The 20,910-nt window shown below is 37.7% G+C and carries 26 protein-coding genes; 3 read left to right on the top strand and 23 right to left on the bottom strand.

Features of this window, described 5'->3' with window-relative positions; genetic code table 11:
- Window positions 1-17 precede the first annotated feature (17 nt).
- The 10 genes from HMPREF0519_RS05035 to ccpA all read right to left on the bottom strand — a co-directional run bounded on the left by HMPREF0519_RS05035 (window position 18) and on the right by ccpA (window position 9,477).
- Window positions 18-1,394: an amino acid permease gene (locus HMPREF0519_RS05035; RefSeq protein WP_004561405.1), complete on the bottom strand. Its 1,377-nt coding sequence runs from the start codon at window positions 1,392-1,394 to the stop codon at window positions 18-20.
- A 186-nt stretch (window positions 1,395-1,580) separates the two neighbouring features.
- Window positions 1,581-2,771 carry an acetate/propionate family kinase gene (locus HMPREF0519_RS05030; RefSeq protein ID WP_004561404.1) on the bottom strand — a complete coding sequence of 397 codons (1,191 nt, stop codon included), beginning with the start codon at window positions 2,769-2,771 and terminating at the stop codon, window positions 1,581-1,583.
- A 22-nt stretch (window positions 2,772-2,793) separates the two neighbouring features.
- Window positions 2,794-3,864 (bottom strand): class I SAM-dependent methyltransferase, encoded by a 1,071-nt coding sequence (locus tag HMPREF0519_RS05025; RefSeq protein ID WP_004561403.1) that lies wholly within the window; start codon window positions 3,862-3,864, stop codon window positions 2,794-2,796.
- A 231-nt stretch (window positions 3,865-4,095) separates the two neighbouring features.
- Complete coding sequence (locus HMPREF0519_RS05020; protein ID WP_225429172.1) at window positions 4,096-4,689, bottom strand: competence type IV pilus minor pilin ComGF; 594 nt, start codon at window positions 4,687-4,689, stop codon at window positions 4,096-4,098.
- Window positions 4,673-5,083: a hypothetical protein gene (locus HMPREF0519_RS05010; protein WP_233419320.1), complete on the bottom strand. Its 411-nt coding sequence runs from the start codon at window positions 5,081-5,083 to the stop codon at window positions 4,673-4,675. Before HMPREF0519_RS05010 ends, HMPREF0519_RS05020 begins: the two co-directional genes overlap by 17 nt.
- 16 nt (window positions 5,084-5,099) lie before the next feature.
- Window positions 5,100-5,402 carry a competence type IV pilus major pilin ComGC gene (gene comGC, locus HMPREF0519_RS05005; RefSeq protein WP_004561399.1) on the bottom strand — a complete coding sequence of 101 codons (303 nt, stop codon included), beginning with the start codon at window positions 5,400-5,402 and terminating at the stop codon, window positions 5,100-5,102.
- Window positions 5,403-5,424: 22 nt separating this feature from the next.
- On the bottom strand, window positions 5,425-6,486 hold the full coding sequence (locus tag HMPREF0519_RS05000) for a type II secretion system F family protein (RefSeq protein ID WP_040472716.1): 1,062 nt from the start codon (window positions 6,484-6,486) through the stop codon (window positions 5,425-5,427).
- A 193-nt stretch (window positions 6,487-6,679) separates the two neighbouring features.
- Window positions 6,680-7,390, bottom strand: coding sequence for a competence type IV pilus ATPase ComGA (gene comGA / locus HMPREF0519_RS04995; RefSeq protein WP_004561397.1), 711 nt, complete (start codon window positions 7,388-7,390; stop codon window positions 6,680-6,682).
- Window positions 7,391-7,515: 125 nt separating this feature from the next.
- Window positions 7,516-8,250: a YebC/PmpR family DNA-binding transcriptional regulator gene (locus HMPREF0519_RS04990; protein WP_004561396.1), complete on the bottom strand. Its 735-nt coding sequence runs from the start codon at window positions 8,248-8,250 to the stop codon at window positions 7,516-7,518.
- 225 nt (window positions 8,251-8,475) lie between these two features.
- Complete coding sequence (gene ccpA, locus HMPREF0519_RS04985) at window positions 8,476-9,477, bottom strand: catabolite control protein A (protein ID WP_040472715.1); 1,002 nt, start codon at window positions 9,475-9,477, stop codon at window positions 8,476-8,478.
- A 219-nt stretch (window positions 9,478-9,696) separates the two neighbouring features.
- Between ccpA and HMPREF0519_RS04980 the strand changes: the two genes are divergently transcribed.
- Entirely contained in the window at window positions 9,697-10,794 is a 1,098-nt protein-coding gene (locus tag HMPREF0519_RS04980; RefSeq protein ID WP_004561394.1) for a M24 family metallopeptidase, read from the top strand.
- 74 nt (window positions 10,795-10,868) lie between these two features.
- Here HMPREF0519_RS04980 and HMPREF0519_RS04975 read toward each other — a convergent pair whose 3' ends face one another.
- Together HMPREF0519_RS04975 and HMPREF0519_RS04970 are read right to left on the bottom strand one after the other, a co-directional pair.
- Window positions 10,869-11,381, bottom strand: a complete 513-nt coding sequence (locus tag HMPREF0519_RS04975) for a YtxH domain-containing protein (RefSeq protein ID WP_004561393.1) — start codon at window positions 11,379-11,381, stop codon at window positions 10,869-10,871.
- Window positions 11,382-11,399: 18 nt separating this feature from the next.
- Window positions 11,400-11,816, bottom strand: a complete 417-nt coding sequence (locus tag HMPREF0519_RS04970) for a DUF948 domain-containing protein (RefSeq protein WP_003553723.1) — start codon at window positions 11,814-11,816, stop codon at window positions 11,400-11,402.
- A gap of 166 nt (window positions 11,817-11,982) precedes the next feature.
- On the opposite strand from HMPREF0519_RS04970, the gene HMPREF0519_RS04965 reads away from it, so the two are divergent.
- Window positions 11,983-12,858: a mechanosensitive ion channel family protein gene (locus HMPREF0519_RS04965; RefSeq protein WP_004561392.1), complete on the top strand. Its 876-nt coding sequence runs from the start codon at window positions 11,983-11,985 to the stop codon at window positions 12,856-12,858.
- Between the two features lie 152 nt (window positions 12,859-13,010).
- On the opposite strand, the gene cbpB is transcribed toward HMPREF0519_RS04965, so the two are convergent.
- Genes cbpB through murI form a run of 4 tightly spaced genes read right to left on the bottom strand, consistent with a single transcriptional unit; the run spans window position 13,011 to window position 15,435 of the window.
- Window positions 13,011-13,511, bottom strand: coding sequence for a cyclic-di-AMP-binding protein CbpB (gene cbpB / locus HMPREF0519_RS04960; protein ID WP_004561391.1), 501 nt, complete (start codon window positions 13,509-13,511; stop codon window positions 13,011-13,013).
- A gap of 27 nt (window positions 13,512-13,538) precedes the next feature.
- Window positions 13,539-14,048 carry a metallophosphoesterase gene (locus HMPREF0519_RS04955; RefSeq protein ID WP_003560026.1) on the bottom strand — a complete coding sequence of 170 codons (510 nt, stop codon included), beginning with the start codon at window positions 14,046-14,048 and terminating at the stop codon, window positions 13,539-13,541.
- Window positions 14,045-14,644, bottom strand: coding sequence for an XTP/dITP diphosphatase (locus tag HMPREF0519_RS04950; protein ID WP_004561390.1), 600 nt, complete (start codon window positions 14,642-14,644; stop codon window positions 14,045-14,047). Before HMPREF0519_RS04950 ends, HMPREF0519_RS04955 begins: the two co-directional genes overlap by 4 nt.
- Window positions 14,641-15,435 carry a glutamate racemase gene (gene murI / locus HMPREF0519_RS04945; RefSeq protein ID WP_004561389.1) on the bottom strand — a complete coding sequence of 265 codons (795 nt, stop codon included), beginning with the start codon at window positions 15,433-15,435 and terminating at the stop codon, window positions 14,641-14,643. The genes HMPREF0519_RS04950 and murI overlap by 4 nt, the downstream gene beginning before the upstream one ends.
- Before the next feature lie 153 nt (window positions 15,436-15,588).
- On the opposite strand from murI, the gene HMPREF0519_RS04940 reads away from it, so the two are divergent.
- Complete coding sequence (locus HMPREF0519_RS04940; protein WP_004561388.1) at window positions 15,589-16,101, top strand: DUF2507 domain-containing protein; 513 nt, start codon at window positions 15,589-15,591, stop codon at window positions 16,099-16,101.
- 99 nt (window positions 16,102-16,200) lie between these two features.
- On the opposite strand, the gene trxA is transcribed toward HMPREF0519_RS04940, so the two are convergent.
- The 7 genes from trxA to HMPREF0519_RS04905 all read right to left on the bottom strand — a co-directional run bounded on the left by trxA (window position 16,201) and on the right by HMPREF0519_RS04905 (window position 20,904).
- On the bottom strand, window positions 16,201-16,512 hold the full coding sequence (trxA, locus tag HMPREF0519_RS04935) for a thioredoxin (RefSeq protein WP_003560017.1): 312 nt from the start codon (window positions 16,510-16,512) through the stop codon (window positions 16,201-16,203).
- A gap of 91 nt (window positions 16,513-16,603) precedes the next feature.
- Window positions 16,604-18,970: an endonuclease MutS2 gene (locus HMPREF0519_RS04930; RefSeq protein ID WP_004561387.1), complete on the bottom strand. Its 2,367-nt coding sequence runs from the start codon at window positions 18,968-18,970 to the stop codon at window positions 16,604-16,606.
- Window positions 18,967-19,473 (bottom strand): CvpA family protein, encoded by a 507-nt coding sequence (locus HMPREF0519_RS04925; RefSeq protein ID WP_003560013.1) that lies wholly within the window; start codon window positions 19,471-19,473, stop codon window positions 18,967-18,969. Before HMPREF0519_RS04925 ends, HMPREF0519_RS04930 begins: the two co-directional genes overlap by 4 nt.
- Window positions 19,474-19,492: 19 nt before the next feature.
- Window positions 19,493-19,759, bottom strand: coding sequence for a cell division protein ZapA (locus HMPREF0519_RS04920; protein WP_003560011.1), 267 nt, complete (start codon window positions 19,757-19,759; stop codon window positions 19,493-19,495).
- Between the two features lie 93 nt (window positions 19,760-19,852).
- Window positions 19,853-20,188 carry a DUF1292 domain-containing protein gene (locus HMPREF0519_RS04915; RefSeq protein WP_003560009.1) on the bottom strand — a complete coding sequence of 112 codons (336 nt, stop codon included), beginning with the start codon at window positions 20,186-20,188 and terminating at the stop codon, window positions 19,853-19,855.
- 3 nt (window positions 20,189-20,191) lie between these two features.
- On the bottom strand, window positions 20,192-20,626 hold the full coding sequence (ruvX, locus tag HMPREF0519_RS04910; RefSeq protein WP_003553698.1) for a Holliday junction resolvase RuvX: 435 nt from the start codon (window positions 20,624-20,626) through the stop codon (window positions 20,192-20,194).
- On the bottom strand, window positions 20,623-20,904 hold the full coding sequence (locus tag HMPREF0519_RS04905) for an IreB family regulatory phosphoprotein (RefSeq protein ID WP_003553696.1): 282 nt from the start codon (window positions 20,902-20,904) through the stop codon (window positions 20,623-20,625). The genes ruvX and HMPREF0519_RS04905 overlap by 4 nt, the downstream gene beginning before the upstream one ends.
- Between the last annotated feature and the right edge of the window lie 6 nt (window positions 20,905-20,910).

Raw genomic sequence — 20,910 nt, 5'->3', positions numbered from 1 at the left:
TCATCATTATTCAATGATTAATTTTCTGATTCAACCTTATTTGTAACTGATTTACCAACGAACAAGATCAGTAACCAAAGTAATGATCCAATTAACGCAATCAGCGTATCTGTCTTCAAAAGTAGGACAATGCCAACGAAAATCAGGAACGCTAAAACAAAATAATCCGAAAATGGATAGAGTGGCATTTTAAATGTTAATTTATCTGAATGCCTTCCCGCTTTGATTACTTTGCGGTAGCGCAAATGAGCTAGAACAATCATCCCCCAAACGAACAAGAAACAAGTCGTTGTAACACTCGAAATAAAACTAAAAACATTTCCAGGCATTAAAATACTTAGAACAACAATTAATGCGATGACGCAGGTTGAAAATAGAATTGCATTAAATGGAATTTGCCGTCGAGATAATTTACCAACTGTTTTGTGAAATTTGGACTTCCCACTGTATGTTAATGAAAACATCATTCTACCGGTTGTAAAGATTGAACTATTACATGCCGAAATGGAAGCTGTCAACACAACAAAATTGATAATGGTTGCTGCAGAACGAATTCCAATTCCGGAAAAGACCTGTACAAACGGACTGGAGGTTGGTGAAACGTGCTGCCACGGGAAAATACTCATTAAAGCTAATAGTGATCCAACATAAAAAAGTAATACTCGCGTTGGTACTTCATTAATACTTTTGGGAATTGTTACTTCGGGATCTTGTGTTTCCGAAGCGGTCATACCAATCATTTCAATACCGGCAAAACCAAACAGAACCATTTGAAACGAAAGGACAAAACCGGATGCTCCGTTTGCAAAGAACCCACCGCTTACAATATTACTTAACTCGGCATGTCCGAATGGGGTCTTGTAATGGACAAGTACCAAAACAATCCCAATAATAATCAAAGCAACAATAGCAGCGATTTTAATAATCGAAAGCCAAAATTCGGTTTCTCCAAAAGCAGAAACAGCAATGATATTTACTAAGAACAAGATCGTTAGTACAACCAATCCGGTTAACCAGACTGGAATCTTCGGGAACCAAAACTGAACATATAATCCCGTAGCGGTTAAATCCGCCATAGCTATGGAAATCCAACACGTCCAATACGTCCAGCCAATGACGAACCCCGCCTTATCTCCCAAATATTTTTTTATAAAAAATACAAACGAATTACCGCTGAGATCCGATAAAAGTAATTCCCCCAGCGCTCGCATTAGTAAAAAACACGCAACCCCCGCTAATAAATAAGCAAGAATTATCGATGGCCCCGCAAGATGAATCGATTGACCAGCACCTAGAAAAAGCCCGGTTCCAATCGTTCCACCAAGAGCAATTAATTGCACATGACGGTTTTTAAGACCTCGTGAAAACTGATGATCGTCATTTTGACTCTCCAAAAAAAGCGCCTCCTTCTTTTCAAGTTAAAATAAGAATCAATCAAATACTTCAAACAAAGAGGCCGAAACAAAACAAACTGTTTTGCATTCAGCCTCCACAAAATTAATTAGATTAAACAAAACTTGAGTAAATACTTTCAGTGTACTAAAAATGTATTTATTTTTACGTTCGTGGATAGAAATTAATTACTTACGCAATCTTTCAATATCACGGACAATCATTAACTCTTCATCAGTTGGAATCAAGAGTGTCTTAACGGTAGACCCTTCAGCGGAAAGATCTCTTTCTTCACCACGAATATCATTCTTCTTAGGATCGACCTTGATTCCAAAGTAACCAAGCTTGTCTGAGACCTCTTGACGAATCATAATATCGTTTTCGCCAATACCGGCAGTAAACACTAATGCATCAATGCCACCCATTTCAGCAACATAACTTCCGATATAACGAATAATCCGATTTTTAAAGATTTCACGTGCCAACATTGCACGATGGTTTTCATGCATGACACCTTCAATTTCACGCATATCGGCTGAAACACCCGAAACACCTACTAAACCGGACTTATGATTTAAAATGTCTACCATGTCATCCATATTTTTAATACCGGCTTTGCCCATCACATACTGAAGTGCAGATGGATCAACATCACCCGAACGTGTTGCCATTGTAATTCCTGCAACTGGTGAAAATCCCATCGATGTATCAAAAGATTTGCCATCCTTAATGGCATCAATAGAAGCTCCGGCACCCAAATGCAAAATAACAAGCTTGAGATCTTCCAAAGGTTTGCCAAGAATAGATGCAGCACGCTGGGAAACGTATCTGTAGCTGGTTCCATGAGAACCATACTTACGAACTTTATAGTTTTGATAGTATTCGTAAGGTAGGCTGTACATATAATTCACTTCAGGCAGTGTCGTATGGAAAGAAGTATCAAAAACTGCGATACTAATAATATTTGGTAAAATCTTCTTAAACGCCTTAATGCCAAGAATAGCTGCAGGTTCATGAAGTGGTGCGAATTCAGTTAAACCTTCAATTTTTTTGATAACATCATCATCAATAATCACTGAGTCCTTAAAATCTTCACCACCAGCAACGATTCGGTGACCAACACCAGTAATTTCACTGTAGTCTTTAATAATATTTAAGCTTAATAATTTGTCCAGAACCAATTGAATTGCTTGTTCATGATTATCAATATCAAGGGTATCTTTATACTTTTTACCATCATCATATTTAATTGAAACAGATGAAGAACCAAGACCGATTCGGTCAATGGCACCACTTGATAAAACCGTTTCTTCAGGCATTTGGAACAATTTGTACTTTAATGTGGAACTACCAGCGTTAATTGCAATCGATTTTCCCATCGTAATATTACTCCTCTATATATTATTGTAAAAGATCCTTCTTTTGCCAATCATCAATTTCAGTTAAAAACCTTTGAAATGCAGGTTGATCTTTAAATGATGGAAATTCTCCCAACATAATAGGACTTGCCTGTTTAGCATTTCCACCTGAATTCTGCAAAATCATAATCGCTTTTTGAGACGCTTTATTTTGAAAAAGTTCGGTTGGTAAATTCAAAAGAGCTTGTAAATAAACATTACCCTGCATCCACTTAAGAAGTTGCTTGGCCTCACTCGTCTTGAAAATCTGACTTGGAACGAGGAAAAATCCATAACCACCTTTTTTAACGTGATCCATGGCAAATTCTATCAATAAATGATGAACATATGAATGCCCATCATTTGAACGCGTGTTAAATCCTTTGGTATTCTCGTCGATTGGATAATACCCAACCGGCAAATCACTCACAGCTATGTCTACTACTGGTGCGAGTACGTTTTGGATCGCATCCTCATGGAACAATTCGGCATGAATATGCTGAATATCAAAAGAACCGGCCGCCAGTTCAAACATGGCATCATCATTTTCAATTCCGGAAATTGACGGTTTGACGTGAATACTTTTATCAAGTTGATTATAGATAGCTGTCAACAAGTTACCTGTTCCCATTGCTGGATCAAGCATACTTAGTCGTTTTTGACCATTAAAGATTCCGGAAATAATATACCCAACAATATTTGCTATTGTGTCCGGAGTGATTTGATAATTGGCCTGAATCCTATCTACTCGAATTGCCTTCAGTATTGCCATCTGAATTGCCTTGCGAAGGGTTTCAGAATCATACTTGTCTCGATCAAATTTGGAATAAATACGAGAAACCTTTTTGGCATTTTCATCGGTCAGGTCCAGAGCATTAACATCATTACTTTGAACAGTATCCAGCACTTCAATCAACGAATCAAAATACGATTGATCCTTTTGCTTTTGAACAATCTCTGTTGTTTCGTTAAGTACACTAAAGAAGCGTTCGATTTGTCCTTCTGTCAGAACACTCAACTCCTTTTCACAAATTACTATAATACTACTAAATACTACCAGAAAAGGCTTTAACAATTCAAGTGACTTTACCAGAATATTAATTAATGATTAGCAATTGTGAACTGTTGGACAGGTACACTTTCTTTCTGTCTGCTTAAAAGCCTTTTTTGACGCTGTCGATATGTTTGTGTCATGGATTCAATTGTACTGATGTTTCTTTGATAAGAAACACACTGAAAAATAAGACACGCCAACATCATGCTGATAAAAACAAGCGCAACAACCGTCAGAAAGCCATTTTGATGATTACTGACGATCACTCTGTAGTTTAGAATACGCTTGATAATGTTCACCATTTTCAAACTTAACATCTGTGCTTAACCGCCCTTCTTCTTTATCCCAATACACCCTGCCCACATTTACTAACGTCGGAACATGCCCCAGGTGATCACCTGTGAATCTTAACATATTTTTATATTGCTGCATGTGATACTTCTTCTTAGTGTTTGGACTATATAAAATAACATCATTGTTAGATACTTTAACAACCCTAAAATTAAAATGATCGGATTCCAATAAATCAATGTATGAATAAAAATTAATCATCTGATTATTAGAAGCACGTCCAACATAAGCAAGCATAGTCGTAATTGTCCAGATTGCAAAAACACATACAAGTAGACTAATCATGCTTTCGGCTAACAGATAGCCGTTACGATGTTTTCTACTCATTCCCCAGCAGATCCTCATAATGCTTTCGTTCAACGTTTGCTGACTTTGGTCAATCTGATCATTCATTTGATGGGTAATGCCAATATAAAAAAGGCTGAACAGAGAAATAATTGTGAGCCCAATCAACGAATCAATTAAGGTGAACCCGTCCTTAGTTTTTCTTTTCAATTCTAAAACCACTCCATCCTAATTGTATTTTTTGTAAATAGATTTCTTTACCGGATTTTGATTGCCAATAAATGGTTGTCGGCGAAGCGTATCCGTTTGAATTAATAAATAAGTGTCGGGCATTGTGGGGGACTAATCCATTTGGGCACTTAAGTACCTGCTTTCTTATTTTGGGATGATATGGTTTAAAAACAACTTGTTGAGATTCAGTTTCAATCATCACCTCATACTTGCAATGATTCACTCTGGCTGTCTGTTGGGCTTGTGTCCAGCATTCCTGAAACGAATGCCAGAATAAACGATTTTCAATATGGTTGCCTTTAATGAATGAGATCAAGACCAAGTTAATCAATAGCACACACGAGACAATGCCGAGGTAAATGATTAATTCCAATACGGTGAATCCCTTTCTACCTGTCATCATTTTTTGAAATTTTTATACCTTCGCGTCTGGCTTGTGATACTTGTTTTTTGGTTAAATATCCATCTCTTGATAAGTCATCATATGAAACATGCTCGTCGTCAGGATGTTGGCTCTGATATGCGTCGACTTGTGCTTGCACCATTGACTGCATTGCAGAAGTATGCACTGTTTGAGCGCGCTTACGCTGATTGGATAGGTTGGGAATTACTATCATAATTAGAAGAGAGATAATAAAAAGAACAATCGTCATCTCAATTAAAGTGAATCCTGATCGCGTCTGGTTTGTCATGTCTTTTGTTATTTTTTCACGGTTAATAAAGTCCTTTCACTGAATCATATATCGGAATTAACAATTGAAAATATGTTGCCACAATCGTGACCCCAATCATGAGAAACATCGTCGGTTGAATAAAGGCAATTAATTTATCAGTTGCTAGGAGAATTTCGTCAAACATCAGTTTTGAATACGCAGTCATTGAATTAGCCATCTCGGTAACCGTATCACCTGAATTCAGGAATTTAATAATTTCTTTTGGAATAAAATGATGCGTCTCAACAATTTTTTTCAATGAATTGCCCTTTGTAAGGGATGTGTTTAGCATCTCACCTAGTGCATATATAATCGAATCAGTTTTCTGTGCACAAAGGACCGAATAAATTTCTTTAACGCTTAATCCGTTTCTCAAAAGTGTTGCCAGGTTGCTGACTAAATAATAAACAATGTAACGTTTAAAAATGGAACCCAAAAATGGGATTTTAACAACAATCTCAGCTTTTTTAAGAACCGGTTGCTTAAAAAAACTTATCGTTAAAATGATTAATATAGTGCCAATAGCTAGGCCGATGACTTCAAGAAGGTGAAAATCAATCAATTCAGGTTGCGCAGTTGAAACACTTGGCATCAACGTTTCAATTTGTGGGAATACAAAAGTATGAATAACAATGATCAACGTTAGCAAAATGATACAAAGAAATGCAGGATAAATCATGACGGTTTTGATTTTTTTGATTTGCTTAAGTTTCAGTCGATTGAACGTTGCCAATTCGTTCAAAACATCTCGTAGTTGACCATGCTTTTCAGAAATTAGGATTTGCTGATATGCCTGAGAACTAATAAGCGGTTGAACACATTTTGAAAAATCTGAACCCGTTTCCAAGCCATCAATAATTTGTTTCGTCCCTGATTTCAAATGCTGGTCGGTTTCACAAATAAATTTCAATGCCGCCGTGAGTGAGAAACCAATTTTCAGTAAATTAGCCAGTGTACTGAAAAAATCAGCCTGAACTGCTATTGGCCAACGGTTAACCGTACCAAAACTGTTCGGCAGTTTTTCTAGTAATTTGTTGATTAATAATTGCCTGCTCAAGACCATTTTGCCAATCCTCCCAATCATAAGTATTCGTCTTTATTAATTCCTGGAGTGTGTGAGTTTTTAAAAAAACTTTTTGTTGACCGTCTATTGTTGGAATCAACCGTTGATAACAAACGGCCGTTAATGCTTGGGAGGAGATATATGGTCTGTCGATACCTAATTGCGATAATCGATCGACCACGCCACGGGGACTTTAGGCATGAATTGTAGAATAGACTAAATGTCCGCTAAGTGCTGCTTTTATAGCCGCTTTAGCTGTTAACTCGTCCCGAATTTCACCAACTATAAAGATATCCGGGCGATGTCTCAACCCAACTTTAATAAGATCAGAATATGCCATCCCCGCTTTCCGATTAACTTGCAGTTGTAAGTAATTCGATTGTTTAATTTCAACCGGATCTTCAATTGTCATCACAATTTTTCCTGCTGATGTCTGGTTTACCAGATTATAAATAGTCGTTGTCTTCCCAGATCCGGTTGGGCCGGAGAAAATAACGAGACCGCGACGACTTGTCATTTGTCTCACCTTTTTTAAAGCTTCCAGATCAAAGAAAGCAGTCTTGATTTCTTCCAGATCATAAATAATTCTGACAACCATCGATTCAGCACCAGAAAAATCCCCAACGGACGATAAACGTAGCGAATATTGCCTATCGGCTACCTGCCAATCCATTGAACCAATTTGTGGCCGACGTAATTCGCTTAATGCCATATCGGCCATGTATTTACAATAGTTCATCATTCTCCTGGCTCTTACTGCCGACATTATTTTCCAATCCATCAATGATTCCGAATTTCGAATTTTTATCACATATTGATCATTAACTGGAAGAAAATAGATATCACTCGCATGATAGTTAATTGCCGTGTTATATAATGTGGCAACTTGTTCATTAATTTCCATTTTTTTACCTCACAATAATTACATACGAGGTCAATTAGAAATTTTTTCGAAAAAAAAGCTAAACCAAAACATTTCTGTTTTGATTTAGCTTTAGCCTAAATATCTTAAAAATAATTTAGTTAAGTTTAGTTATTTTCTGGTAATACAGCTGCTTCATAAACATCTTGAACATCATCATTATTTTCAAGTTCGTCGATCAAACCGCTATATTGTGAAATTTTATCTCCAGGAACCTCAGTTGTTGTTTCTGGAAACATTCGTACTTCAGCAGTATCCAAATCATAACCCCTTTTTTGCAACTCATCACGGACAGCGGCTAGAGATGAAGGATCGGTAAAAATTTGAAATTCACTATCTGTTGTTTTCATGTCATCAGCACCGGCGTCTAATGCATCCATCAACATATCATCTTCGCTTTTATCCAAGCCGTCACGTAAGACCTCAATATATCCCTTACGATCAAACATATAAGAAACGGATCCACTGGCACCCAATGAACCACCATGATGTGTAAATGCTGAACGAATAGCAGCGGCGGTACGATTCTTGTTATCGGTTAAAGCAGAAACCATGATAGCTGTTCCGCCAGGACCGTATCCTTCATAAGTGATTTCTTCGAATTTAGCTCCGCCAAGTCCCGAAGCCTTATCAATAGCACGTTGAACGTTATCTTTTGGCATATTGGCAGCGCGAGCTTTTTCCATTACCAACCGTAATTGAGGATTGTTTTCTGGATCAGGATCACCTGCTTTAGCGGCTTGATATAAGTCACGTGATATCTTTTGGAAAATCTTTCCACGTTTAGCATCCTGAGCGTTTTTACGTCCCTGAATGTTATGCCATTTTGAATGTCCTGACATAATAACTCCTCTTTTCTAAAATTTATTAGCTAGTGTCAAACATACGACAATATCTTACCAGATACGAAGAACGGTTTCAAGCCAACGCAAAGAATCCAAATCTTTACAGTACCGATAACAAAACCTAAATAAAAGGGCAGTAATTGATCTAGAGTCTGCTTAATATGGAAAAGCTAACCGTCTAATAACTATCATGACTCTCCTATCTGTTGTATGGTCGATGATCTATTTTGTTGATTCGCGCTTCATAAGACCATAAGGAAGTAAGACGTTTTTCTCGTTAACATCTTCATTATTCATGAGTTTTGTGAGCAGTCTCATAGCGACGGCACCAATATCATATAGAGGTTGCGTAATTGACGACATCTTTGGCCGAACCATTTCCGTTAATTTCGTATCATTACTTGTAATGATTTCAAATTTATCCGGTACCTTAACACCGGCATCAGACATCCCATTCATGATTCCTGCAGCTAATTCGTCATCAGTTACCATCGCAGCTGTCGCGTTAACTGACATTAAAGCTAGTTGCAACAACGTTCCGGTCTTGTATGTATCATCCGTTTCAAAGACCAGTTTATCATCATAAGGAATTCCCGCACTTTTAAGCGCTTTTTTATACCCTTCCAGCCGGAATTTACCATTAATTGCCTGTTCAAGTGGTCCACAGACAAACGCAACTCGCTTATTCCCGCGATCAATCAAATTTTTAACTTCTTCTTGAACTGCTGCCACGTAATCGATATTAACGCTTGGCTTCAAATTTTGTTCATCAACTGAGCCTGCAAGAACAATCGGTGTCTTGGTTCGTTTAAATTCCTCACGCAGTTTATCAGTAATTTCATTACCCATAAACACAATCCCATCAACTTGTTTTGACAAAAGTGTATTAAGAACCTTAATTTCCTTTTCACTATTTGAATCAGAGTTGGTTAAAATAATGTTGTACTTGTACATAGTAGCTACATCATCAATTCCTCGCGCCAACGATGAAAAATACATGTTGGTTACATCTGGCACAATCACACCAACCGTGGTTGTTTTTTTACTTGCCAATCCTCTGGCAACGGCATTTGGCCGATAATCCAATTTTTCAATAACGTCTAACACTTTTTTTCGAGTTGCCGGCTTTACATTGGCATTTCCATTAACAACTCTTGAAACCGTTGCCATAGATACATCAGCTTCTCTGGCAACATCATAAATTGTAATTGTTTGTTTATCCATTTTAATAGCCCTTTCTATCGAGATATAATAAGTTTTCATGTATTTTCAAAACATCATTCAATATACCAAATAAAAGCGATTACGGCAAACTGAAAACGTTTTCAAATAAATCATAAACTACCCTCTGTGAAAATTCAAGTGAAAACGGTGATTTATGACAAATCGAGCAAATTATCTATGCTATACTGTTTGTAATCTACTAAGGAGTTGTTCTGACACATGGATAAAATTGAAAAGATACAGCGTTGGCTCTCTGACAACAATAGAGATATTGCTTTAATCAGCGATCCTAAAACCATTCAATATCTAAGCGGTTTTTATAGTGATCCAAACGAGCGAGTCTTACTGCTGGTCGTCTTTAAGAATTCTGACCCTTTCTTGTTCGGACCGGCACTTGAAACGCAAGCGATCAAAGAATCAGGATGGTCAAATCCGGTTTACGGTTACTTGGATCACGAAAAGCCTTGGGAAATGATTGCAGATCAAATTCATGCCCGCAATACAGCCGAAATAAATTTTGCAATTGAAAAGGCTAATATGTCTGTAGAATGGCTTGAACTGGCAAAGAGTGAATTTCCAACCAGTGATTTTTCTGTTAATCTTGATCAAATGCTGGATCAAATGAGAATGATTAAAAGTCCAGATGAAATCGAGAAGTTAAAAATTGCTGGAAAATGGGATGACTTTGCATTCAAAACCTGTTTTGAGGCCGTAAAAGCCGGTAGGCCCGAATCACGCGTCGCCGCAGAAATGTCTTATGCACTAATGAAGAACAGTATCATGGAATTGAGCTTTCCAGCCCTTATTCAATCCGGCACTCACGCAGCCGAGCCTCATGGTGCTACATCAGATAAGAAAATCGAAAACAATGCTTTGGTCCTCTTTGATCTCGGTACAGTCTGGGATGGTTATATTAGCGATGCAACCAGAACGATTGCGGTCGGTAAACCAGATGACAAATCGATGGATATCTATAAAGTTTGTTTAGAAGCACAATTAACTGCTCAAGAGGCCGCAAAACCGGGAATAACTGCAGAGGAACTGGACAAAGTTGCTCGCGATATCATTACAAAGGCCGGCTATGGTGACTATTTCAATCATAGATTGGGTCATGGAATGGGCATGAGTGAACACGAATTTCCTTCGATCATGGAGGGAAATCAATTAGTACTGCAGCCTGGTATGTGTTTCTCAATTGAACCAGGGATCTATATTCCAAATGTTGCAGGCGTTCGTATTGAAGATTGTATCCACATTACGGAAAATGGCAATGAACCGTTCACACACACAACCAAAGAATTACAATATTTCGGTTAACCTCAGAAACTAAAGAAGGACCACCGCTCACATATAAGTGCGTCGGTGGTCCTTTACCTTTGATAATTCAAAGGCTATTGATTATCTGAATGATCTTGATTCGGCTGAGAATTTGAGTGATCCTCAGTTTCATTGTCTTTCTCTTCATCTGTATCGCTTAGATTCGCATCATCTTGAGTATCAGATTTGGTTGCTTTTGAATAACCAGAATCATTAAAAGCATCCCTGGCATCTACAATAATGTCATCCTGATCGGCTTTTTCCTCAGCTGAAACATCAGTCCCATCAGAATCTTTGGCAGTTTTAAACGATTTTGCTTTATCAGCAAAACTGGAAGAAGCATCTTTTACGTTCCCCTTCGTGCTGTTCAATTCATCTTTAAAAGCATCTTTAAAATCACTTACAGCATCGTTTGCATAAAACGCATAATCAACTGCTCGATCTCGTAATTCATCTGTTTTTTCGCGGAAGTCACGTTTTAAACGGTTCTTTTTCGTTTCATCCATTTTCTGATAAGCAGCGTACAACCCTGCTCCAAGTAATCCTGCAAATAAACCGCCTACTAATTTTTTCCCCATAATAAACATCCCTTTTCAAATTAATTGTTAAGATCGGTTCTTTTTAGCTTGTCGATGTTTAGCAAACATATTCCAAGCCGTCCGTCCGACCGTTCCTGCAATGCCTGCAGTTGCACCCTTTTTACCTGTATCTTTAACTTTTGATGTCAGGTTATGAGTTGCTTTATTTAAATCAGAAACACTCTCACCTAAATCAGCTGCAGCTTGAAATACCGGCGTAACAATGTTTAGCTTTTCATCAACATCTTTTACTAACGTATTGGAAGTTGCCATTATCTTATCCGTCTGTTTCGCAATAACATCTACATTACTTGTCATTGAACGAATCGATGAATTAACTTCAGAAATTGTCCGACTTACCTTTAAAAGGAACATTCCAATAAAAATAACTAAAAGTAAGAATGCAATTGCTGCGATAAGACCTGCGATTTGCCCAGCTGTCATGTTCTTCCTCCTTGTGCAACGATTTACTTTAGAATAGCATTCTAGCAGGGCTTTGACAATAAAATTGTTTATTATGTCACGACATTTTATGTGTAAACTTGTATTAGACAGCGTTTTTTTGATAGTATGAATGAAATAGATTCAATGTAAGGATGGAAAGTCGGAAATGCAACTAAAAAGCCTAATGCTCCTTGCCATTAATTGGCAAAAGTATATTAATTTTATTGATTGGCAAAAACTACTCGTCACCATTAGTGAAAAAATAGGTATCTTATTTTTTTTCACTATTTTAATGCTGATTTTTCGAAAGATCGGTAAATCACTCATTAATCACTTTTTTAAACGATACCGAAAAAAATATCAAGATACCGTCACTGAAAAAAGAATTCGAACATTTCATACCTTATCTATTAACGTGCTGAGTTACATTCTGTGGTTCTTCTGGTTATACTCCGTACTTTCCACCTTAGGAGTACCTGTAGGGACATTAGTTGCGAGTGCCGGTGTATTTAGCCTGGCAATTGGACTAGGTGCTCAAGGGTTCGTGACAGACATTGTGAGCGGCTTCTTTATTCTTCTTGAAAAACAAATTGAGGTTGGGGAGTATGTTCAGATCAACACTATTCGCGGCACAATTACTGCAGTTGGATTAAGGACAACACAAATTGTTGGCGATGACGGAACACTTAATTTTATTCCAAATAGAACGATTACAACAATTGCAAATATGTCCCGTAATAACATGACTGCCATGATTCAAGTTGGTATATTACCCGAAACGCCAATTGACAAAGTCATTGAAATCATCAATCAAGTCAATCAACAAGAAGTCCCTAAATATTCAGATATTATCGGAGACCCGAAAATCATTGGTACAATAAATCTACCAGATGGTAAGTTGGTTGTTCAGGTAAATATTACAACAAAAAATGGCGCTCAAGCTGAAATTTCGCATCGCTTTTTAGCTTCATATCTATCCGAGCTTAATAAGCAAGGCGTTCAATTACCAACAAGCCCGGTAGTTCTTCATAACCCACAATAAATCATGTTGAACATCAATCAGCACGCCTTTTCAAAACATGGCTAAAACTATATCTTATATAAAAACGAGTCTGAGCAGAGATCAATCACTGCTTCAGACTCGTTTTTAAATTTTGTTAATCGTAGTTAGTTATCAATCTCCCGAACGTAGCGTTACTGCGCAGCAGACTGACTCATAGTCTTTTCATGGTAAACCGGCAATGCCACATAACGTTTTGAGAAATTATGTGCAAGGAAATTAATTTCTTTAAACAGTTCGCGGCGTGTAATAATCCCTAAAAACTTATTGTCATGATCAACGTATGGAATGAAATTTTCATTAACCAAGTGTCTCAAAATCACTTCTAAATTTTCCCGTTCATAAATCGTCGGAACATCCTTTTGCATAATTTCTTTTATTTTCATGCTATCCAAAGGTCGGGTTGTAATTCCAGTATCCAATAACATCTGCTCTGTAATCATCGATAAAGAAATCAACCCTTTAAAATGATTATTATTATCAAGCACTGGAATCTTTGCATATTTCACTTTTGTTAATACAAGAAATGCATGCTGTAAATTGTTATCTTCATTGACGGTCGCTACCAGATCAGCGGGAATTAAAATATCTCGCTTGCTTTGGCGCATGACCGTTTCAATTGGCTTGTCAATCATCTAAAAAATGACCTTCCTTTCAACTGATCAGAAGCTAAATCGTAACTCATCAACCGCATTGAATTTTCGATCGTAATATTGAACAACAAGTTTATTGTTTTTTGAACTGATAATTGCGTAAGTACCGCCTATATAAGCATATTGACCACGAGGCAGGGAAATACTTCCAGGGTTAACAAACAAAATCCCTTGATCTTGAGTGACACCAAGCTGATGAGTATGGCCAAACAAAACAATATTGGCCTCTTTACTCTTAGCAAAAAGTTCTAATGCCAGTAGCCCACTGTTAACACCGTGTAGATGTCCATGAGTCAACAAAATGGTTTTCCCATCAATTTTACTTATTTCATCTTCGGCAAAAACAGCATGATCCATATTGCCTCTAACAATGTGCATTTTAGAAACCAAGGGGTTGTTTAAATCAAATTCTGAATCACCACAATGGAAAAAGCCATCAACTTCACCATCGTAGTGTGTTATTAAATCGGAAATAATTTGACGATCACCGTGATTATCACTGACTACAAGTATCTTCAACTATCCCACCGCTCATTTAATTGGCCAATTAACTGACGAATGGCTCGACCCCGATGACTAATCGCATTCTTATCATGGGTTGACATTTCAGCTAAAGTTAACTGTTGTTCTGGAACATAAAACAAAGGATCATATCCAAAATTATTAAACCCACGACGAGCTCGCAAAATTTGACCGTTCACCCGTCCCTTTGAAATAACTTTGTCTCCTTCTGGTGATAAATATATCAGAACTGACTCAAAATAGGCATCCCGATTGGTCTTATTTTGCATTTCTTTAAGAAGTTTTGCATTATTGGCATCGTCATCATGATCACCGGCATAACGTGCAGAATGAACCCCCGGCTGACCATTTAAAGCGTGAACAACGAGACCGGAATCATCTGCAATTACCGGCAGTTTTGTAAACGCCATTATTGCAGATGATTTTAAAAATGCATTTTCTTCAAACGTTTGCCCTGTTTCTTCAACATCTGGAACATTACTAAAAGATTTCAAAGATTCAATTTTAATGCCGGTACCCTTAAACGCTTCGTCGAATTCCTTTACTTTATTCGCATTTTTTGATGCAATGACAATTATCGATGGCTTTTTCAACTAGTAACATCTTCCTTTCCCAAACTAAGGTGATCGGCTGTGATTCTTTTGCCTAACAATTGATCGGCAATTTTTGTAAAATCATTTTGATTACCTGTGGTAAAAAATGATTTTATTTGTGGGAATTGAGATGAATCCCTCATTTGATGATGTGACCGCAGGTAGTCAGCAACACTCTTAGCTGTTGAAATACCAGGATCTATCAAATCAATCCCTGAATTGACAGCGCCTTTTATTTCGGCTTCCAATACCGGAAAATGAGTACAGCCGAGTACAAGTGTATCAATAGACTTATCATGAAAATAAGCTAGTTGATGACTTACTTTTTCCCTGGCTAATTCACTACCGGCATCGCCATGCTCAACCATTGTTACAAAGTCGGGACATCCTAATGAATAAACATCGCTCTTTGGATCAAGGCTTTTAATAATTCTTTGATAAACGCCCGAGCTAACCGTTCCGTTTGTTGCAATGACACCGATCTTGTTATTATTTGTTGCCGCAACAGCTGACTCTGCACCTGGTGCGATAACGCCTATGACCGGAATCGGTAAGATTCTTTTTAAATAATCCAATGAAGCAGCAGTAGAAGTGTTACAGGCGATAACAAACATCTTCACGTTCTGTTTCAACATATAATCAGCAATTCTTTTAGTCAGTTTCCTGACAGTTTCAGGACTCTTTTGGCCATATGGCAGATTAGCTTGATCCCCAACAAATATATATGATTCATTGGGGAGAATTTTAACAATTTCCCTAAGTACGGTTAGACCACCAACCCCAGAATCCATTACGCCAATTGGCCGATTATCCACGTCAATTCCTTCTTCCCTTTTATCAATTATCAGTTTAATTATTTTTTGCGATAGTTGACAAACAAAACAGATTTGCTAAATATATTGTATAATAAATTTATGACAATTTGCATTGATGGAGATTAAAAAATGGATAATGAGACGTACAGTACAATCGTAGAGGACCCACAAATGGTTAATTTGTTGGGTCAGGCATTAATTAGGGATGACCTATTACCAAGCATTCTAGGATCAGATAATCATGAAATTTCATACTGGGCTGGTAAACATTTATCTCGAAGCCATCGTTTAGCAAATTACGATGACTTGATCGCATTTTTCAACCAATTTAAACTGGGAGATCTAAGCTTACTCAAGAAGAGCAGCGGTCAACTTAACTGGCAATTAAGTGGTGATATTGTCAAAAAAAGACTAGATTTATTCGACGATCCGGATTTTTACTTGGAAACCGGGTTTATCGCTCAAAGCTGCCAGTATATTGCAGATCAGACAGCGGAAGCAGAGATCACAAAACCCAATCCTTCCAAGGGAATCGTGCTAATTAGTACATTTCTTGGAAAAGACAAACCGGTTGACGATCAAGAGACCAACAGTCTTTTCAAAATAAAACACCCAGGATCTGAAGATTCATCCAATGAATAGTTGGTATACAAAAAAGGTTGGAGCAAAAATGAGATGACCACCCAAAGTTTTTTACTTTAGGGGTTCTCAAATTTGTCCAGCCTTTTTCCTTTGATAAAATTAGTCTGTATACTGAGCTAAAACTTTCTTTAACTGTTCTTTCGGATGATAGCCAACAACGGTGTCGACAACCTGACCATTCTTCTTAATAAGGAGTGTTGGAATACTCATAATCCCAAATTTAGAAGGGGTATCCGGATTCTTGTCAACATCCATCTTATTAAAAGTAACGTTGTCCAATTCATCAGCCAGCTCTTCAACAACTGGTGACTGCATACGACAAGGACCGCACCAAGTTGCCCAAAAGTCAGTCAAAGTAACACCTTTGGCAGTATCATTTTCAAAAGTTTGATCTGTTGTTTCTTTTACCATACCAAACACTCCAATCTTTCAATAGTCTTATACTAACAATTTTATAGTAAAAAGCAACCAATTGTACGTCGTTTTAAAAAAATCCTTAACACTATTTAAACTTCACAACGGTCGAACCGTCTCCCCCAGCATTAGGAGCCGAATAGCCAAAACTTTTTATTCTGGCATTACTTCTAAGGTACTCGGTGACACCTTTTCTAAGCGCGCCTGTGCCTTTCCCATGAATAATTGTAACAGATGGGTAGCCGGCTAGCAAAGCTGAATCAATATACCTGTCAAGCTCGTACATTGCTTCCTCATAACGATGGCCTCTTAGATCAAGTGTCGGCGACATACCACTGGAACGCGTCCGTGAAACCTGGGTTTGATACTTTTGCTTAGCTTTTTTCTCGGGTGCAGCTTTTTCCAAGTCATTTTCATCAATTTGCATTTTTAAAATTCCGAGTTGAACTTCCCAAGCGCCATTTTTTTCCTGGCGAATCAATGTCCCTTGTTGCCCATATGACTTAACCAATACTTCATCGCCGGGATGAAAATCATGCTTAGCTTTTTCTTTTCGAAGAACTTTGTTTTTCTTAAGGTTAGGGGTAACTTCAAGTCGGTTTAGTGCACCTTTGGCATCAATTAATTCATTCTCTTTAATGGCGCTTTGACCAACTTGCTGTTGCTTTTTGTGAAGATCGGCAATGATTTTATCAGCACTGATTTTTGCCTTTTCAACAACTTGATTGGCTTGTTCGCGTGCTTGTTCAAGTAAATGATCCTTTTGATTCTGATATTGGGTAAATTGATTTTGAAGGTCATCATGGAGTTTAGTTGAATCAGTCAATTGCTCATCAAGTTGATCAGCTTCATCATGCGCCCGCTTGGTTTGTGCAGTCAATTCATCAATCATGTTATTAATATCTTGATTTTCAGAATCTGTAAAAGCCCGCGCTTTCTCAATTATTCCTTTTGAAAGCCCTAATTTACTAGCTATGTTAAGTGCGTTACTTTGTCCCGGAATTCCCATCAAGAAACGATAGGTTGGTCGTAACGTTTCAATATCAAACTCCATCGAAGCATTGATAATTCCCGAGCGATTATATGCATAGGCCTTTAATTCAGGATAATGGGTTGTTGCAATCAATTCACAGCCGCTTTGATGAATGGCATCGATAATTGCCATTGCCAAGGCAGCTCCTTCTTTAGGATCTGTGCCGGCTCCCAGTTCATCTAAAAGAATCAGGCTTTGGGATGACATGCCATTTAGAATCGAAATAATGTTATCCATATGCGAAGAAAATGTACTTAGATTGGCCTCAATTGATTGATCGTCACCAATATCTGCAAAAACGTCATCAAATACGCCAATTTGGCTCTCTTCGTTAGCAGTAATAAACAATCCTGATTGTCCCATTAACTGTAACAACCCAACAGTCTTAAGTGTAATTGTTTTACCGCCGGTATTGGGGCCGGTAATGATAATGGTACGATATTCATCACCAATTTGAATATCATTTGCAACCACTTTATCTCGAGCAATTAATGGGTGTCTGGCCTGCCTTAAATTAACCACATTATCACGTGAAATTTCCGGCTGCACTGCCCTAATTTGATGAGCAAACTTTGCTTTTGCGTTTACAAAATCAAGTTGACCGACCAAATTCATGTTGTTTAATAATTCAGAGCGATATGGCCGAATAAGATCTGTTAGTTCAGCTAATATTCGACGTTCCTCTGCCCTTTCGGCAAGCTGATCCCGTCTTAACTGATTATTCATCTCGACAACGTTACTGGGCTCAACATAGAGCGTTTGACCAGAAGCACTCTGATCATGAACAATTCCGCCAAAATGTTGTTTATAATCTGCACGAATTGGTAAAACAAACCTGTCTTCTCGCATTGTAATAATGGATTCAGTTAAATATTTAGAATCCGACCCCTTGAGATATTTTCCAATCCGTGACCGAATATCATTTTGTGTTCGATTAATTGTTCGGCGAATCGTTCTTAGTTCCGAAGATGCTGTATCCAAAATACTGCCATCCTCATTAATAGATTGAACCATTCGTTTGGTAATTTCCGGCATTAACGTCAATTGCGACACAATTTGAGAAACAACGGTTAGATTAACATCTTCATCTTGAAAATTGTCAAAGAAATCGTTAATGGTTCTAACAGCTCTCAAAAGCTTTGTAATGTGGGACAGTTCTGTGCCGCTCAAAGAAGCATTTTCAATTCTTAAACGTTTCATATAAGGAGAGATTTCAGTTAATTTGGGAATTGGAATTTCGCCTTGCAAACGAACGATATTTGCCCCATCCTCTGTTTCTTTAAGGCGATGATCAACTTCCTCAAATTTTGAACTTGGACGAAGTTGATCAATAATTTCACGACCACGATCAGTCGTTAAATAATTGGCCAATTGATCCTTAATTTTGTTATATTCTAGTGTTTCTAAAACTTTTTCGTTCATATACCTTCCTCATTTGAATTTGAAGTCCAAAAATTGGCTAACTTTTCTGATAAAACAGGGGTTTGTCTGACAATCCATTGTGAAACGGCAGATTGTTGATATTGATTTTGAATTTCCTGACTTGGTAAAAGAATCAAAACATTCAACATCACAAAAATCACCAGATACTTTGTAATCAAATTAATACCGCCACCTAAAATTGCATTTGCTTGATTGATTAACGGTAACTTGGTAACTGGGGTTAATACCCGTCGAAGTATTCTTATCACCTGCCAAACGAGCGAAAATAGCACAACAAAAATGAATAATTTGATCATTAAATGTGCGCTATTACTGCCCCCTGATCGATCTATGAATTGATTAACAAACGCCGCAACCGGTCCTGTAAATAAAACACCGACTGTCATTGAAACAATAAATCCAATCAGATTTAATACCTCAACAACAAATCCCTTTCTCCATCCGGTAAGGAAACCAATCGTTAGGATTAGTAATATAATCATATTCAGTATCACTCAACAATCACTCCGATTCTTGAGATTGAGCGCTTTGGGACTGTCTTTTTGTCAGTTGTTCTTCTAATTCGAACTGTTTGGAAATTGCGTTAAATGCTACCAGTATCGATCGCTGTTCATCAGAAATATTTGGCATTAATTGACGCAACTTTTTCAATTGCTCATTTAAAAGATCCGAAACGGCTTGTAAATGTTCATCCGAACCCTTACCAACCAAAGTATAATTTTTCCCGCCAATCGTTGTCTTAAATCGTCGTTTTTCGTCTTTCGACATTAAATCACATCCTAAAAATACTCAACTAAAAAGGACTGAGACAAAATCTTTGTACTCAATCCTTCAATCACAATGATATTTCCAAATACTTAATTACTGATTATCACTATCGTTGGCACTGTCTTGATCGTCACCATCTTTACCCAAGAAAGTATTCAAAACAGATTCGATCATATCCCATTCTTTGTCAGTCGAAATAGGTTGAAGTTCCCCACCTTGTGGATCACTTGGATCATCACCTGCAGGTAGAGCGTATGCCTGGATTTCAACTTCATCATCATCTTTTTTGCCTGCTGGGTAAATCAAGATGTACGAACGATCGAAATCTTCTGACTTGAAAGTGAATAAAACGTCGTAGAGTGTTTCTTCGCCGTTGTCATCAACTAACGTAATTTGTTGTTGTGTAGGATCTTCTGCCATATTTTGCATACCTCATATTCTAGTTAATTTTCCTTTGCGGTCTAAATAGTTCTGTAGGATTAATCCTGCAGCTAACTTATCAATGACCTTTTTACGCTTCCTACGTGAAATATCCGCTTCTTCGGTAAGCATTCGTTGCGCCTCAACCGTTGTTAAACGTTCGTCTTCAAAATCTACAGGAAGTTTGAACTTTTTTTCTAATCGGTCTCCATACTGTTCGGAAGCTTCTGCCCTTGGCCCTAAAGAATTATTCATATTCTTCGGTAAGCCAACAACAAATCCATCGACTTCATACTTGTCAACCAACTGGGCAACTCGTTCTAGCCCAAATTCGCCGTTTTCTTCGTCAATTGGAATGATCTCAACCCCCTGAGAAGTCCAACCCAATGAATCACTGACTGCAACTCCAACTGTCTTAGAGCCAACATCTAATCCCATTAATCTCATTGTTCACCCTTTTTTGAATCGTTTGGATGGTTATCAAGATAGAACCGAACCAACTCTTCAATAATCTCATCACGTTCATGTCTTCTAATCAAATTTCGAGCATCCAGGTTACGTGGAATGTAGGCAGGATCGCCGGAGATCAAATACCCGACAATTTGATTATATGGATTGTAACCTTTCTCTTCCAACGCTTTGTAAACAGTCAAGAGCGTATCTCGAACATCTTTTGGCTGATCCTCATTGAAATTAAAAAACATGGTCTTATCTAACGAACTCATACAATT

Source organism: Lentilactobacillus hilgardii DSM 20176 = ATCC 8290 (assembly GCF_000159315.1).
In the GTDB taxonomy this organism is placed as follows: Bacteria; Bacillota; Bacilli; order Lactobacillales; family Lactobacillaceae; genus Lentilactobacillus; species Lentilactobacillus hilgardii.
This window is presented reverse-complemented; position numbering and strand designations above follow the sequence as displayed.

Bases quoted from the DNA above. Each gene is read 5' to 3' on its own strand.
- cbpB (WP_004561391.1), bottom strand. From the start codon at position 13,511: ATGATTGACAAGCCAATTGAAACGGTCATGCGCCAAAGCAAGCGAGAT.
- HMPREF0519_RS04965 (WP_004561392.1), top strand. From the start codon at position 11,983: ATGCAACTAAAAAGCCTAATGCTCCTTGCCATTAATTGGCAAAAGTAT.
- comGC (WP_004561399.1), bottom strand. From the start codon at position 5,402: ATGACAAACCAGACGCGATCAGGATTCACTTTAATTGAGATGACGATT.
- HMPREF0519_RS05000 (WP_040472716.1), bottom strand. From the start codon at position 6,486: ATGGTCTTGAGCAGGCAATTATTAATCAACAAATTACTAGAAAAACTG.
- trxA (WP_003560017.1), bottom strand. From the start codon at position 16,512: ATGGTAAAAGAAACAACAGATCAAACTTTTGAAAATGATACTGCCAAA.
- HMPREF0519_RS05030 (WP_004561404.1), bottom strand. From the start codon at position 2,771: ATGGGAAAATCGATTGCAATTAACGCTGGTAGTTCCACATTAAAGTAC.
- ccpA (WP_040472715.1), bottom strand. From the start codon at position 9,477: ATGGATAAACAAACAATTACAATTTATGATGTTGCCAGAGAAGCTGAT.
- comGA (WP_004561397.1), bottom strand. From the start codon at position 7,390: ATGGAAATTAATGAACAAGTTGCCACATTATATAACACGGCAATTAAC.
- ruvX (WP_003553698.1), bottom strand. From the start codon at position 20,626: ATGAGATTAATGGGATTAGATGTTGGCTCTAAGACAGTTGGAGTTGCA.
- HMPREF0519_RS04930 (WP_004561387.1), bottom strand. From the start codon at position 18,970: ATGAACGAAAAAGTTTTAGAAACACTAGAATATAACAAAATTAAGGAT.
- HMPREF0519_RS04905 (WP_003553696.1), bottom strand. From the start codon at position 20,904: ATGAGTTCGTTAGATAAGACCATGTTTTTTAATTTCAATGAGGATCAG.
- HMPREF0519_RS04920 (WP_003560011.1), bottom strand. From the start codon at position 19,759: ATGTCGAAAGACGAAAAACGACGATTTAAGACAACGATTGGCGGGAAA.
- HMPREF0519_RS04940 (WP_004561388.1), top strand. From the start codon at position 15,589: ATGGATAATGAGACGTACAGTACAATCGTAGAGGACCCACAAATGGTT.
- HMPREF0519_RS04970 (WP_003553723.1), bottom strand. From the start codon at position 11,816: ATGACAGCTGGGCAAATCGCAGGTCTTATCGCAGCAATTGCATTCTTA.
- HMPREF0519_RS04975 (WP_004561393.1), bottom strand. From the start codon at position 11,381: ATGTTTATTATGGGGAAAAAATTAGTAGGCGGTTTATTTGCAGGATTA.
- HMPREF0519_RS04915 (WP_003560009.1), bottom strand. From the start codon at position 20,188: ATGCAAAATATGGCAGAAGATCCTACACAACAACAAATTACGTTAGTT.
- HMPREF0519_RS04925 (WP_003560013.1), bottom strand. From the start codon at position 19,473: ATGATTATATTACTAATCCTAACGATTGGTTTCCTTACCGGATGGAGA.
- murI (WP_004561389.1), bottom strand. From the start codon at position 15,435: ATGGATTCTGGGGTTGGTGGTCTAACCGTACTTAGGGAAATTGTTAAA.
- HMPREF0519_RS04980 (WP_004561394.1), top strand. From the start codon at position 9,697: ATGGATAAAATTGAAAAGATACAGCGTTGGCTCTCTGACAACAATAGA.
- HMPREF0519_RS04990 (WP_004561396.1), bottom strand. From the start codon at position 8,250: ATGTCAGGACATTCAAAATGGCATAACATTCAGGGACGTAAAAACGCT.